We start from the raw sequence: 14,182 nt of genomic DNA on the forward strand, positions 1-14,182 counted from the left end.
CCTATGGTTAAAGCCCGCCTACGTTTGCGACGAGCAGAAGAACCGATAATTTAGCCTATTTTTGGCGCTGAGAGGCCGGGGTCAAGGGAGAATTTGTCGGAAGATCGAGAAAGGCCCGATCCCCTTCCACTCGGAGTTGGGTGCCTAACTCCGCAGAAAGAACCGCAACCTCGTGTAGGAACTCCTGCGCCTCCGGACCCGTTACGGGACGGATTTTATGATCTTCTTTTTGGAACTTTCCGAAAATCGGAACCAATTCCAACCGTTCCAAACGATTACGACGGATATGGAGAATGGCGATCAGGTTGTGATTGAGATAGGAGTTCCTACTTCCGAAAATCAAATTTCCCAAAGAATAGAGAATCACCCCTCCTCTATAAATCTCCACTCCCTGCGGAATGTGAGGATGATGGCCGATCACGATCTTTACGCCGGAATCGATAAGCGCTCTTGCGATCTTTCTTTGATCGACGGTCGGAACGGGGGAATATTCCACTCCCCAGTGCAAAGAAACGATTCGAACGGGAGGAAAATGATTTTTAGAACGGATAGGACGTTTTTCAAAAAACGCAGACTGCAAAGAAGGAAGCAAAAAAGGAGCCACGCCGGACTTCGTCGGAGTCGCATAATGAGCCTGTTCCGCAATGGCCGTTACGGAATGGATCCGCAGGTCGGTGCCTTTCAGGTTTAAATTCAGAGGATCCAAAACGTCCGGAAGTTTTTTTCCGGCGCCTACGTTTAGAATATTATTTTTATTTAATATATCTAACGTCTCGTTCATTCCCTGATGTCCGTGATCGAAGGAATGATTGTTTCCGAGAAAAACCATATCCACTCCCAAAAATTTGAGAGAATCCAAATCCTTTTCGTGAGCGGTAAAGATATAAGCCTTTTTGGATTCTTCCGTTTTGGAAGCGACGACGGGAGTTTCGAGATTGACCATTCTAAAATCCGCTTCTCCGAAAAGGGATTTCAGACCTTCTACGGGTGCGATTTCTCCGTGTTTCTGAATCGTATCTCGAATCCCCCAATTGAACATTACATCCCCGCCCGCGAGGACCTTGAGTAACTCAGGATCGTGATTGTGTTCGGGATGTAAAACGGAATCGATCTTGTCTTGAAGAATGGAAAAAGCGGAAGTAGACTCGGAAGTTGTGTCTTCGGAAGAAGAATTTTTTAAAAAGGAAAATTGGCAGGAGAAAAAAAGAAAACCTATCCAGAAAAAAAGAATTCTGTATTTCCGATGATAAGAAAAAGACACTGAAGGTAAAGTATTCAATTTGTCCGAGATTGGAAAGATCTTTTTTTTGGATCGTAATTGGGTAAGATCGAAAAGAAGAACACTTTAGGAAGAATCATGCAAGTTTGGAATCAAGCTCTTCCGGGTCCAATGTAAAAAGATAAATTTCTCCGATCCGAACTCGGTGTTAAATGAAAGATCGCAGTTTCTAATTTTTATTTCCGATATCACTCACATCAGAATGGGAAATGGTTTCACATTCCTCTCTTTGGTTACGGATTTGTTTTCCGGAAAAATCGCTGGGTTCAAACTTCACGACGACAAAGTGAGGAACTTGTTTTATGAATTTGATCCCCATAAAATCAATAAACCGTTTCTTTTCGTTTTAACATATTCAAAAATTCTTTCATAAAGAGGAAAAATTCGCGCTCGGATAGTTTCATTGACACAGAAATGCCGACACTCCAAATGGGAAGAATCAAAAAAACAGATTTTTAAATTAAGAGCCTGTTCCAAAACTCAAAACAATCGCAGAGATTTGCGGCCATTCCGATAAAATCGGACGGTTGGCGGACAAACTCTAAAACAAAATCTTTCGACTTGTGTTCGATCGAAAATTCATTCCCTAAATCGCACTCCGCGGGAACAAAAAAAAATAACGATAGAGAAATTACATACAATTCCTATAATATTTTATTTTTAGAATATTCCATTGATTGAATATTTATAACTCGATCGGTCCGCGTCCACGGGATTAAGAGCCGGAATCAGATCGATAGCGGGGACAAATAGAATATTTTCCCGTAGAAGCCTAATTCGCGAATTCGTCTACAAAACAACGACTAAGCCGCGATCCATTCCAAATGTTCCTTTCCCCGATCGATCGCATCGTAAGGAATCTTAGAATCGAAAGTGGCTAATTTTATCTTATGGTTAGCGCTCAAAGCCAAAAGATAAATATCCGTAAGTTGTTTGGAACTTACGGAAACGACGTTGAGATAAAACGAAGGAGAATCGATCGAAATGTTATCCGGAATAAATCGATGCCCTTTTACTTTTAAGAGGGAATGTAAAATCGCAGAAGCGACCTCGACTCCTCCCGGACTTCCCGGATAGGAGGAATGACTCATAATTCGAACCAAAGCGTTTTGAGTGATCGGACAAGTCGACCAACCGTTTTTCGCTTTTCGATCGAACCATTGCCAAGCCTTTTCATGAAAGGTATGATTGGAATCGCTCAGAGCGATCAAAACGTTTACATCCAAAAGATATCCCATTCTAATTTTCTTCCTCCATGATTGTATTGATGATTTCGTTGGTTACTTTTACGCCTTTCTTTTTGGAAAGCACGGGCCATCCGTAACTGTTGGTTGCGAGTTTAGACGCCGCCTTTTCTCTTTTGACCGCCTCTTCCACTTTAAGATTGTGCTCCAAAGCCTCAATAAACAAGGCCCTCATGGAGATTCCCCTTTCTGCGGCTTTCACTTTCGCTTTTTTATACAATAGATCCGGTATTTCCAACGTAGTTTTCATCACATCATTATTGTCCCGTAAATATGGGGATTTTTCAAGCAAATTTATCCGGCGTATTGACTTTTTTAGGTCCGATTTTTAAAAATTTTTACTCAAAAACCGATCCATCCACGATTCGATTTTTCAAAAACTTTGAGTAAAGAGGGGGTAAAGGGGGACTTTAAAGGAGGGGTTTGTGAAACAAATCAAAGAAAAATAAATTACAAAAATATAAAATATCCCGCGAGGACTACAATCAAACCGAAAATTCCGACGGGCAAGCCGGCTCGAATCATATCTTTGATTTCAAAACCGCCAACCGCGTAAGCGATCGCGTTCGGAGGAGTACTTACCGGAAGGGACATGGCAAGAGATGCAGAAAGAGCGATTCCCAAACAAACCTCCAAGAGGTAAAGGTTCGATCCGGGAAGAACGAGCGCCGAAAGCGGAAATGCGAGCGGAACGAGTAGATTCGTAGCCGCCGTATTGGACATGAACGTGCTCAAAAGAAGCGCTAAAATACAGAGAAGAAACAACATACTTACTGCATATTCCGGTTTTGTAATGGGTTTCAAAATTTCTGAAAACCAGAGATCCAACCCGCTTTGTTGAAAACCGATTCCGATTCCGATCCCGCCCGCGATCAAAAGTAAAACCGACCAATCCAAGGAATTGATGTCCTTTTCATTCAAAATTCCGAATGCGGGAAATAGTATCAACGGTAATAACGCGGTCACCCCCGCAGGAATCCCGTGTAAATTTTCGGTGAACCAAAGAGCGACGGTTCCTAAAAAAATCGCGGAAGTCGTCCTGAACGGAAAGGATTGGCTCCCGCCTGCCGGTTCCGGAAATTCTACAATCAAATCCAAGGAACCGTTTTCAGGAAAAAGTTTTAAAAGAAGAACCCAAGCAAACCCTATCAATACGACTACGAGAGGAACCGCAAAAAGCATCCAGGTTCCGAAAGAAACAACGATTCCTTGTTGTCTAAGAATTCCCATCGCAATGATATTCGGCGGAGAACCGATCGGCGTTCCGATTCCTCCTATGTTCGCCGCAAATGGAATTCCGAGGATCAAAGCCTTTCTAAACGGTTCTTTTTCCGGTAGGATTTGAAACAACGGAAAACAAAGAGCGATCATCATCGAAGTGGTCGCGGTGTTACTCATCCACATGGAAATAAAGCCGGTCGTTATCATAAAACCCAGAAGCACTCGGTGACTCTTAACGCCAAATTTACGAATGATTCGATTTGCCAGAAATCGATCCAACCCGGTTTTTATACAGGCCTTTGCCAATATAAAACCGCCTAAAAAAAGAATAATCGAAGAGTCCGCTAAGGAAGAAAGAAAAACGATCGGACTTGGATTTTTATTTCGAGAAAACGTTAGTTCCGCAATTCCGAGCGGATTTGCAAAAAAAAGAATTTCAAGGAAAATGACGAGGATCGAAACGGCGTAACTCGGAATCGGTTCGGTCACCCAGAAAACGGCGGCCAAAACGAAAATACAAATCATAATAGCGACGTTCAAAGGAACTGAAAAACGAATTTGAATTAAAAATAAAATCCCTATAAATAACGTTGTCCATAAAATCGAAATTAAATTACGTGCATTTTGATTTCCTAAATTTCGCATAATTTTATAATATTCTAAATTACTTTCCAACCGAATTTCATGAAGAAACGTATCGCCGAAGTTACAAATAAGCGAATATGTAAAAAACCTTTTTTAGAAGAATTTCCGCCCTTATGAAAAATTCGGATCCTCGGAAAATAATCCTTCCGATGCAAACGCATCGAAAGATCAAAATCCTCGAAATACAAAAAGAATTTTTCGTCAAACCCTCCGATTTTCTTTAAGGATTCCGTTTTTGCGAAAATAAAACAACCGCTCACCAAAGGAACGGATTCTTGAATTTGATTCCAATCCCTTTCTTTGAGGTCGTATTTGTCCAAATGTTTTTGAAACGTTTTTTTAAGAATATTCGGGGCAAAAGATCTCAGAAAAAGTACGGAAACGGTCGGATAGGATTTAACCAAAAACTGCATGTTTCGTTCCTCGTCTTCCCAATCCCAAACGGAGGGAACAACCGCGTCGCAATCCGGATGTTCGTCCAGATAATGAGCGCATAACGTCAAGGTTTCCGGAATCATCTTAATATCCGGATTGAGAACCAGATGAAATACATTATCCGACTTTAATATAGAACGATTGTTGGCGGCGCCGTAACCCGGGTTTTCGGGAAAATGCGAATACTGAAATTCTACGCGTTTATCGGATAAAAACCTCTTCGATAAGTCGTCCAAGATCGCCTTTACATTCTCTCCGTAAAAAGGGGAATTATCCAATACGTCGATTTTATATCGAATCGATTGCGAAGTACGGGAAATTTGATAAGAGACGGAGTCCAAAAGGGACTCGAATGATTCTTTAAAAATCGTTAAATTAGGTTTATATAATACGATCGAGACGGTTATGCCGAAATTCAAAATACGATCCTCATTCAGATTTTAATTCCAAACCGCGCAACTCTAAATTTCAATTTTTCCTTTCCGACAAAAATAAAACCGGAAAAAATTAAATTTCATCCTCTTACGGCAGGCCCAATAATTTTTTATAAAAAGAAGATTCTTTTTTTGTGATTCCGTCCCGGATTCCCCGGAAGATATGACGATAGGTTTGATAAATCGAATTCGAAAAAAAAGGGAGGATCAGAAAACGAAAACACGTTTTCAAAATCACCTCTAATTTAAACCGAAAAGGGACATGCGGCATTTTACACATCAAGATCCCGTTTCGAAAAAGGAAATACCAGCGAAAGGGGGAATGAATTGCTACTTTAAAAAATCCTAATATATTTCTGGAATCGTTTCCGATCGAATGATCCATCTTGGTTTCGGAGACGATTTTGTGAACGTAACCTTTGTGATTCGCCCGAAAACACCATTCGTAATCCAAATAATCGATAAAAAAATCCTCGTAAATCGGACCTACGTCGTTCAAAACCTTCAGCGAATAAAAACTTCCGGATGTAATGATAAATTCAGCGTTCAAAATTCCGTTTTCATTTTCTTGAATGCCGTAAATATTACGGTTTTTGATCGTATCGAAAATGTTCGGGCCGAAGGAAGCGATTTTCCCCGTATCGTTTTCGGACTTGTATCCTTCGATTCTTCGTGTGTCGTTTTCTTTGACTTCATACTCTTTGACTCTTTGTAAAAAAACGCGTATCCCGGACGATTCCAAAAGACTATCCTGATCAAACAACCAAACGTGAGAATATCGATTGATTTGTGCGTATTCGATTCCTTGATTGAGCGCGGTTCCCAATCCGAAATTTCCGCCGTTCTCCATCAGAATATTCTGTTTCCCTGTTGAAGAACGAATTTCGGATACGTTTTTGGAATGATTGTCCACGATTAAAACGGGAACGCCGTTTGAATTCAAATTTCCAATATTTTTCAGAGTTGTGGAAAAATTCGGATTATACGTTACGATGACGGCTAACGGAGAAAAATTTTCGGACATGAAGTTTATTTTCTACGGAAAGGAGAAAACCATTTCCGATCCATCAACTTTACGATTTCCTCATACCGACCCGCGCGAATTTTAGCGATCTCCCGCCTTTTACGAATCAATCCCGGGAACATCCGTAAAAATCCGAAAGGAACTCCCAAAATTTTCGGACTCGTAAAAATAGAATGATAGAGAATACTCGCTCCGAAAAAAAGAAAATGATGAAAGAAGTAATACAAGCTATAACTCAATGGCATATTTTTCCAATAAACGACTAACGCGTTTCTTAAACCGAAATAGAGGGAGAAAGAACTTCGTTCTTTCGTGGATCCGAATCCGTGGTGATAAACCCTTATATTCGGCGTAAAAAGCGCCTTTTCTCCGATCAGTCTCGCGCGAAAACTCAAGTCCACGTCTTCCATGTAACAAAAAAAATCGGAATCGAACCCCCCCAACCTTTCAAAAACGGAGGTCTTAATCGCCATCGCACCGCCGCACGCGGAAAAGATTTCCTTTTCCTTCAAATATTCTTCCGAAAGAATTTGTTTGTAACCTCTCCTCCAGGCGGCTCCCGAAACGTGATACACATCGCCCGCTCCGTCTATAAGCTTGTCTTGATTTTCTTTGAGCATCAAAAACGATACGATGGAATAGTCCTTTCCCTTGGACTCCAAGGTCCGCTCGCATTCTTTGAAGAAATCGTCGCTCAAACGGGAATCAGGATTGATGAATAAAATCCAATCCCCTTTAGGCGCGATCTTGACCGCTTCGTTGTTTCCACCCGCAAAACCTAAATTCCTATCTCCACAATGAATGAATTTACGATCATTCTTTGGAAGTTGTTTCAACAAAAGAGGGGTATTGTCTTGAGAATGATTGTCCCAGATCACCCAATTCCAATTGGAAGGGAGTCTTACGGAAGCGTCCAGAGAGGATATATATTTTTCGGAATTGTATGTGATTGTTATAATATTATAATTTTCCATTGAATAAAAAAACGAATTTCAAAAAAGGAAACCGATCCAACGTCGAATAGGAAACGGATTTTTTCCTTTTTTTAAAACGATTACGCTTACGAATCGATTTCATTTTGTTAGACGAAAACTCCGATCGATCGCAGGTTTTCCGATTTCAAGAATTTGAATGTTAAACCCTTTTCCTCCCGGAAATCAAATGAATCTTTTAATTTGAATAGAGTTGTTGAAAAACGGTTATTCCCTGAGAATAAAAATCGCCTGAATCGCCCGATCCACACAATACAAGCCGATTCAAGAATTTATTTTTCAACAACTCTAATGTTTAACAACGACCTTCAATAGATCTTTTCGTGAAGCACCTTGGTCAGATATTCTCCGTAGCCGTTCTTCCTAAGAGGGGCAATCAATCGTTCAAGCTGATTTGCGTCGATAAATCCCTTTCGAAAGGCGATTTCTTCCGGACACGCCACCTTAAGACCCTGTCTTTTTTCGATCGTTTCTATGAACACGGAGGCCTCTAAAAGAGATTCGTGAGTTCCCGTATCCAACCACGCAAACCCGCGACCCATCACTTGAACGTTCAACGTTCCGCGTTCCAGATAAACTTTGTTTACGTCCGTGATTTCCAATTCTCCACGCGCAGAGGGTTGGATGGACTTGGCTATACTTACGACTTCTTCGTCATAAAAATACAATCCTGTTACCGCGTAATTGGATTTCGGTTTAACGGGTTTCTCTTCGAGCGAAATCGCACGTCGATCGGAATCAAATTCGACGACTCCGTATCGCTGCGGGTCGTGAACGGGATACGCAAATACGGTTGAACCGGAAGTTTTTTCCGAGGCGGATTTTAATAAGGGAGAAAGATCGTGACCGAAATAAATATTATCTCCGAGAATCAAAACGGAAGGATGACCTTGGACGAAATTTTCTCCGATCCAGTACGCTTGCGCCAATCCTCCCGGATCGGGTTGAACCGCATACTCGATGTCGATTCCCCACTGCTTTCCGTCCCCCAAAAGTTCCTTGTACATCGGGGTCGCCTGAGGCGTTGAAATCACCAATATCTCTCGAACACCCGCTAGCATAAGCGTTGTTAGGGGGTAATAGATCATCGGTTTATCATAAACCGGTAAAAGTTGTTTGGATACGACCTGTGTAACCGGATAAAGCCTGGTTCCGGAACCGCCCGCCAATATAATTCCTTTTCTAGATTTCATCTAACGTTTCTCGTACTGAGTTTCATAATATTCCTTATACTGGCCGGAGAGAATTTCCTTCCACCAGGATTCGTTGTCCAAATACCACCGAACGGTTTCTCTAAGGGCCGATTCAAAAGCGAATTTCGGTTTCCAGCCGAGTTCTTTTTCGATTTTGGAAGGATCGATCGCATAACGAAAATCATGTCCCGGTCTGTCTTTTACATATTGAATCAATCGGGAATGAGGCGCTCCGGCAACATGCAACTCGTCCATAATCGAACAGATGGAATTTACGATGTCGATATTCTTCTTCTCGTTTCGTGTTCCGATGTTATACGTTTCGCCGGGCGTTCCTTGGAACAAAGCGGCACGTAAGGCGTCACAGTGGTCCTTAACATACAACCAATCCCTAATATTCTTTCCGTCTCCGTAAATCGGAAGAGGTTTTCCGTGCAGACAATTTAAAATCATCAGGGGAATCAACTTTTCCGGAAAATGATAAGGACCGTAGTTATTGGAACAATTCGTCGTTACGACCGGCATATGATACGTATGAAAATAAGATCGTACGATATGATCGCTACCGGCCTTGGATGCCGAATAAGGAGAGTTGGGCGCATAGGGAGTTTCTTCGGTGAAATATCCAGTATCGCCTAACGTGCCAAATACTTCATCCGTTGAAACGTGAAGGAATTTCTTTCCTTCGTAAGAACCTTTCCATTGCAAACGAGCCGCGTCCAAAAGATAAAAAGTTCCGAGAACATTCGTCTTGATGAATTCCTCCGGACCCGAAATGGAACGATCCACATGACTTTCGGCCGCAAAATGCGCGACGTAATCGAATGTATGTTCCTTAAAGATCGAAAATACATCCTCTTTGTTTGCGATGTCCGCTTTTACAAAAATAAATCGAGGATCCTTTTTCCAAACATCCAGACTTTTCAGATTTCCCGCATAAGTAAGCTTATCAAATACGATGACCCGATATTCTTCGGTATCGTTTAAGATAAGATGTGCGAAATTGGAACCGATAAAACCGGCCCCTCCAGTGATCAATATTTTCTTCATATCATTTTTCCGGAATTTGCAGCGAGTTCTTTCAGACAAAGGTTTAGGTCTTCCTTCCAATGCGGAACAGAACCGAAAATTTTTCGAGTTTCATCCAAATCTAAAATCGAATATCTAGGCCTTGGCGCGGGTGTGGGATAACTTTCCGTAGGAATCGGAAAGATCGGTTTTAAATTTTCAATCAACGACAAGGAAAACGAAATATCCCGAACCGCAACCGCAAAATCGTACCAACTCGCGATTCCCGAATTCGAAAAATGCAGGACTTGAGGATACGACTCCCCTTTTAGAATTCCATGAATTAGGAATATTATAAAGTCGGCAAGTCTTCCGGCCCAAGTCGGTCGGCCCAATTGATCTTCGATCACCCTTAATTCGGGTCGATCGGAGTCGTTCAAAAGCCTTAGAATCGTTTTCGGAAAATTATTTCCGTGCGCGGAATAAACCCAACTTGTACGAATGATGTTCGTTTGAATAGAATCGGTAAAAATTTTTCGAATCCATTCTTCTCCTTCCGCCTTCGATAAACCGTAAATGCCTTTCGGAGAAAGGGGCGAATTCGGTTTCCAAAAACCGATCGGATCTCCTATCGTTTTAGAATTCGCATCGAACACAAAATCGGTGGATACATAAATCAGATGAATCTTTTTTTTACGGCATTCTTCCGCGATCCTTTTCACCGATAAGGAATTGATCTTATATGCGTTTTCCGAATCCGATTCGGCCTTGTCCACGGCGGTATAAGCCCCGCAATGGATCAGGATTTTGGGAGCTTTTTCCAAAATCCGCTCGACCGCGCTCAGATCCGCTAGATCCCATTCCTCCCGACCGAAACCCGTCGATTCCATCGGAACGGATTGGAGGCGTTTGGCTAACTCCCAACCTACCTGTCCGTTTTTTCCGGTGTAATAAATCATATTCTAATATACGAATGGACTTTTGAAGTCCGCAAAAAGAGGGGTTTCCTGATCCCTCCCGGATAAGATGAGTTCCCCGTCAGGCAACCATGTTTGCCAAGGAATGCCTAACGTGGGATCGTTCCAACGAATGCCCACTTCCTTCGTCGGATTGTATTCGCTCGTTACCTTATATAAGAAATCCGTGTTATCTTCCAAGGTGATAAAGCCGTGAGCAAATCCGGGCGGAACCCAAAAGATATTTTTATTCTCTTCGGAAAGTTCGACGGAAACCCATTTTCCGTAACTTGGAGAACCGACTCGAATGTCGATTACTACGTCCACGACTTTACCTCTCACCACACGCACCAACTTACCTTGTTCGTAAGGAGGAATTTGCATGTGCATTCCTCTCAAAACTCCGCGAGAAGATCGTGAATGGTTGTCTTGGGAAAAGTGAGTCGGTATGTTTTCCCTTTCAAAAACGGAGGACTTAAAGGTTTCAAAGAAGAAGCCCCGTTCGTCTCCGTACACTTTCGGTTCGATCAGAACCGGACCTTCGATTGGAAATCTTTTAAATAACATGGATTTTTAATTTTAAAGAAAACAAGAAACCTATAATTCAAACTCTACGATTACCATGAAATCTTACTTTCCAATGTTCGCGATCAAAATTTTATCGCTTCTCATAGAGACACGAGAAATTCAAATGGACGAACTTTCGTATTAGAGCTGTTGAAAAATTAATTCTCGATTTGTTTCCGTTCCATTGAAATGGACGACTGAAGCGGTTTTGTTAATCGCGACTATTGAATTTTTCGACAACTCGATTGAATTCCTCTTCTAACTTCGCGTCCATCTCTTCCGCCAAATCTTGTACTCAAAAAGATGAATTAAATTCTTGGGCCTCATATCACGACCAATCAAATCACTATGGGGAGAATAGAATCGATCCGATTCCAAAACATTTCCCCATTTTTTGATTAGGAACTCGCGATCCAATCGACCGGTTTTATACTTGGGATTATACTCTTGAAAAGATTTTTTGGGCGTGAAGGAAGAGACAAAACTTGAAAAAGGATTACTTACGATTCTGAAACCTTTCTCCAAAAGTCTTAAAGAGAGATCCACGTCCCAATAGTCGTTTTGAAAGGATTCGTCAAGTCCGTTTAATAAATCCCAATTTTTTCGAGAAATCAGAAACACGTTACGCGAAATCGCCGAAACGTTCTTTTCGATAAATTCACCCGACCAAATTTTAGCTTCGGTCGCAGAGATTCCGTTACCCGCAACACCGATAAATCCTTTTTTTCCGAGAAGTAGGGAGGAATAGATAAGTTCATTCTTTTGATTCAAAATGATCGGACAAACCGCGCCTATCCTCTCAGCCTGCGCGTGTTGTTGCAACTCGTACAACCAATTTTCGTTCTTCGGTTTAAAAAAAGGATTCCAAAATAAAATATAGGAGCCTTTCGTATCGGACACAATCGAATTGATGTTCTTAGCGGAAAAATCGGAATCGATTCGCTCAAGGATTTTAAATTGAACGCGATCTTGGAATTCTTTCAAAACGAATTTAGGAATTTCAAAACTCGCCCGTTTTTTTTCAACACACAAAAGAATTTCCAATCGAAAATCCGGAACCGATCGAATCATATTATAAATATCTTCAAAACCGTTTACTAATGTAGATTCGATATCGAACACGAAAACGGAAATCAGTTTAACCGGTTTTAACTTCCGGATCGGATGATAGGTGAACGGATAATAACCCGGAACGATTTTTTCCAGAACCTCGGAAGAATCTTTATAAAATTCGGTGATCGCTTTTTTCGAACTTCTCTCGCAAATTTCAGCTTTTGTTTTGGAAAAACTTTCTCCATGCAATCTCCATTCGTATAAAAAATAAGGTATCCTTCGAATCCGATCCGTATACCTACACGCACGAAGCGCAAATTCGTGGTCCTGACTGCCGTCGTAACCTTCCCGATACCCGCCCATCTTTCGAATCAAATTCCTCGAGACGACTACGAAATGACAGATATAATTGTGGGAAATTAATTTCTCCACGGAAAAATCCGGTTTTGTGGAAAGGGAAAATATACCTGGAATTTTAGATTGAAAAATTTCATCGGAATAAAGAAATTCAGGCCGATTTTTTTCCCCTTGCAAAGCATTCACGATTACGGTTAACGCATGTTTTGTAAGCGTATCGTCGTGATCTAAAAAGCCGATATAATCTCCGGTCGCATATTCCAAAGCCCTGCTTGTAGCGATGCTAATCCCGCCGTTCTTCTCGGTCCGAAAATAACGAATTTTAGGATTGGTCTTACTGATCTGTTTTAAGAATTCACCGGGCTCAAGTTTCGGAGAGGCGTCGTCCAGAAGGATCAGCTCCCAGTTTTCGTAAGATTGCCGCAAAACCGAGCGAACCATTTCCTCCAAATGATTTATTTTTGTGTTATAAACGGGTACAATTACGCTGATCAAAGGTTGATACGAATATTTTGATTTTTGAATATCGTTTCTTGAGGAATAGAGAAAAAAATAATATTGATACTGCCTTAGTAAATAAAAGATTTTTTGAATCAATATCTTCATATAAAATTTATAAATTACTCAGTTTTTCCCGTCTTTGAAATTTCCGACGAGGGATTGGTTGAGAACCGAACGGCACCGATATCCATCCGAAAAGAAAACCGTTTGGAATCGATTTAGAACTTGTTCCAATGCCTCAAAATGAGCTCAGCGTCGAAAGAATTCGGAAATTTTGGAACCCAATTCAGAATTTATCCGCAAAAACCGTTTTTTATTTTAGAACCGATAATCTCCGGAACGGAAGTTTCAAAAGATCATTAGGGAATTTGAATTCGTTCCGAATTAGGACCCGAAAAATTTATTCTTGAGTAAAAAGAAATACTTCAGCAAGTTGATCCATACTTTTGTAAAACCATAAACGAAAGAATTTTCGGTTAAAATTGCGAATTTATCCTCCAATTCTTTCGCCCTCAAGTGCCTTTGAAATAAAAATTGAATATTCTCGGAATATAATCCTTTATGATTTTCATATAACTGCATATACAAAGGTAGAAAATGATCGACGGATCGTCGGGAACGGGACGAATGTCCGATCCGATAATAAAACAAAACCTTGGGGATTCTATAAACTTTACGTCCTCTTTCGATTAGAGAAAGCCAAAAATCGAAATCCTCCCACTCGTTTTTCATATTCGGATTAAATCCGCCGACTTCCTTCCAATCGGATTTCCTAAAAACCGCCGATACGAAAATACAATTGTCCAAAAGTATTTCCGGAAACCGATAGTCGGGAAGATTCCATCTTCCTTTTGTGGAACCGAAAAATTCGGCCTCGCAATACACGATTCCGAAAGAAGGATCTTTCGCGTAAACCGACATCGCTTCCAAAAGATAATCCTTATGAATGATATCGTCGGAATCAAGAGGAAGTATAAACTCTCCATTGGCCCGGTTGATTCCTATATTTCTCGCCGCAGCCGGGCCGGATTGATCGATTCTGATTACGGTATATGTTTTTTCGAGTTTTTTGAGGATATCAATCGTGAACTCGTCGTTCGATCCGTCGTCTACGATGATGATTTCCCAATTCTTATAAGTCTGTTCCTGAATGCTTTGGATTGTTTGATCGATGTATTTTCCATAATTGTAACACGGGATGATTATGGAAACGAGGGGATTCATTTTATTATAATCTATATTCAAATAAGGTAAAATGCTAAACGTCTTCCCA

13 protein-coding genes and 1 pseudogene are annotated in these 14,182 nt (G+C 41.1%); all 14 read right to left on the minus strand.

Annotated features, from left to right (window positions below; genetic code table 11):
• Positions 1-55 precede the first annotated feature (55 nt).
• The 14 genes and pseudogenes from LEP1GSC060_RS16700 to LEP1GSC060_RS16770 all read right to left on the minus strand — a co-directional run bounded on the left by LEP1GSC060_RS16700 (position 56) and on the right by LEP1GSC060_RS16770 (position 14,133).
• Positions 56-1,231 (minus strand): CapA family protein, encoded by a 1,176-nt coding sequence (locus tag LEP1GSC060_RS16700; protein WP_420805498.1) that lies wholly within the window; start codon positions 1,229-1,231, stop codon positions 56-58.
• An 851-nt stretch (positions 1,232-2,082) separates the two neighbouring features.
• Positions 2,083-2,517 (minus strand): TA system VapC family ribonuclease toxin, encoded by a 435-nt coding sequence (locus LEP1GSC060_RS16715; RefSeq protein WP_003009425.1) that lies wholly within the window; start codon positions 2,515-2,517, stop codon positions 2,083-2,085.
• A gap of 1 nt (position 2,518) precedes the next feature.
• Entirely contained in the window at positions 2,519-2,773 is a 255-nt protein-coding gene (locus tag LEP1GSC060_RS16720) for a hypothetical protein (protein WP_003009762.1), read from the minus strand.
• Between the two features lie 200 nt (positions 2,774-2,973).
• Entirely contained in the window at positions 2,974-4,389 is a 1,416-nt protein-coding gene (locus tag LEP1GSC060_RS16725; RefSeq protein WP_036096920.1) for a DASS family sodium-coupled anion symporter, read from the minus strand.
• Between the two features lie 14 nt (positions 4,390-4,403).
• Positions 4,404-5,243 carry a glycosyltransferase family protein gene (locus LEP1GSC060_RS16730; RefSeq protein ID WP_003009886.1) on the minus strand — a complete coding sequence of 280 codons (840 nt, stop codon included), beginning with the start codon at positions 5,241-5,243 and terminating at the stop codon, positions 4,404-4,406.
• Positions 5,244-5,346: 103 nt separating this feature from the next.
• Positions 5,347-6,282 (minus strand): glycosyltransferase family 2 protein, encoded by a 936-nt coding sequence (locus tag LEP1GSC060_RS16735; protein ID WP_003009525.1) that lies wholly within the window; start codon positions 6,280-6,282, stop codon positions 5,347-5,349.
• A 5-nt stretch (positions 6,283-6,287) separates the two neighbouring features.
• On the minus strand, positions 6,288-7,256 hold the full coding sequence (locus LEP1GSC060_RS16740; protein ID WP_003009876.1) for a glycosyltransferase family 2 protein: 969 nt from the start codon (positions 7,254-7,256) through the stop codon (positions 6,288-6,290).
• A gap of 326 nt (positions 7,257-7,582) precedes the next feature.
• Positions 7,583-8,467, minus strand: coding sequence for a glucose-1-phosphate thymidylyltransferase RfbA (gene rfbA / locus LEP1GSC060_RS16745; protein ID WP_003009449.1), 885 nt, complete (start codon positions 8,465-8,467; stop codon positions 7,583-7,585).
• Positions 8,468-9,517, minus strand: a complete 1,050-nt coding sequence (gene rfbB / locus LEP1GSC060_RS16750) for a dTDP-glucose 4,6-dehydratase (protein WP_003009724.1) — start codon at positions 9,515-9,517, stop codon at positions 8,468-8,470.
• Positions 9,514-10,434, minus strand: coding sequence for a dTDP-4-dehydrorhamnose reductase (gene rfbD, locus LEP1GSC060_RS16755; protein ID WP_003009327.1), 921 nt, complete (start codon positions 10,432-10,434; stop codon positions 9,514-9,516). Before rfbD ends, rfbB begins: the two co-directional genes overlap by 4 nt.
• Before the next feature lie 3 nt (positions 10,435-10,437).
• Positions 10,438-10,998, minus strand: coding sequence for a dTDP-4-dehydrorhamnose 3,5-epimerase (gene rfbC, locus LEP1GSC060_RS16760; RefSeq protein WP_003009748.1), 561 nt, complete (start codon positions 10,996-10,998; stop codon positions 10,438-10,440).
• Between the two features lie 91 nt (positions 10,999-11,089).
• Positions 11,090-11,272, minus strand: a pseudogene (locus tag LEP1GSC060_RS21060) (hypothetical protein).
• Positions 11,257-13,014, minus strand: a complete 1,758-nt coding sequence (locus LEP1GSC060_RS16765) for a glycosyltransferase family 2 protein (RefSeq protein ID WP_036096929.1) — start codon at positions 13,012-13,014, stop codon at positions 11,257-11,259. The pseudogene LEP1GSC060_RS21060 and the gene LEP1GSC060_RS16765 overlap by 16 nt, the downstream one beginning before the upstream one ends.
• Positions 13,015-13,293: 279 nt before the next feature.
• Positions 13,294-14,133, minus strand: coding sequence for a glycosyltransferase (locus LEP1GSC060_RS16770; protein ID WP_003009471.1), 840 nt, complete (start codon positions 14,131-14,133; stop codon positions 13,294-13,296).
• Positions 14,134-14,182 lie beyond the last annotated feature (49 nt).

This window comes from Leptospira weilii serovar Ranarum str. ICFT, from assembly GCF_000332415.1.
Lineage (GTDB): Bacteria > Spirochaetota > Leptospiria > Leptospirales > Leptospiraceae > Leptospira > Leptospira weilii_A.

Coding starts and splice junctions, on each gene's coding strand:
- LEP1GSC060_RS16715 (WP_003009425.1), bottom strand. CDS start 2,517: ATGGGATATCTTTTGGATGTAAACGTTTTGATCGCTCTGAGCGATTCC.
- LEP1GSC060_RS16720 (WP_003009762.1), bottom strand. CDS start 2,773: ATGAAAACTACGTTGGAAATACCGGATCTATTGTATAAAAAAGCGAAA.
- LEP1GSC060_RS16725 (WP_036096920.1), bottom strand. CDS start 4,389: ATGCGAAATTTAGGAAATCAAAATGCACGTAATTTAATTTCGATTTTA.
- LEP1GSC060_RS16735 (WP_003009525.1), bottom strand. CDS start 6,282: ATGTCCGAAAATTTTTCTCCGTTAGCCGTCATCGTAACGTATAATCCG.
- LEP1GSC060_RS16740 (WP_003009876.1), bottom strand. CDS start 7,256: ATGGAAAATTATAATATTATAACAATCACATACAATTCCGAAAAATAT.
- rfbA (WP_003009449.1), bottom strand. CDS start 8,467: ATGAAATCTAGAAAAGGAATTATATTGGCGGGCGGTTCCGGAACCAGG.
- rfbB (WP_003009724.1), bottom strand. CDS start 9,517: ATGAAGAAAATATTGATCACTGGAGGGGCCGGTTTTATCGGTTCCAAT.
- rfbD (WP_003009327.1), bottom strand. CDS start 10,434: ATGATTTATTACACCGGAAAAAACGGACAGGTAGGTTGGGAGTTAGCC.
- rfbC (WP_003009748.1), bottom strand. CDS start 10,998: ATGTTATTTAAAAGATTTCCAATCGAAGGTCCGGTTCTGATCGAACCG.
- LEP1GSC060_RS16765 (WP_036096929.1), bottom strand. CDS start 13,014: ATGAAGATATTGATTCAAAAAATCTTTTATTTACTAAGGCAGTATCAA.
- LEP1GSC060_RS16770 (WP_003009471.1), bottom strand. CDS start 14,133: ATGAATCCCCTCGTTTCCATAATCATCCCGTGTTACAATTATGGAAAA.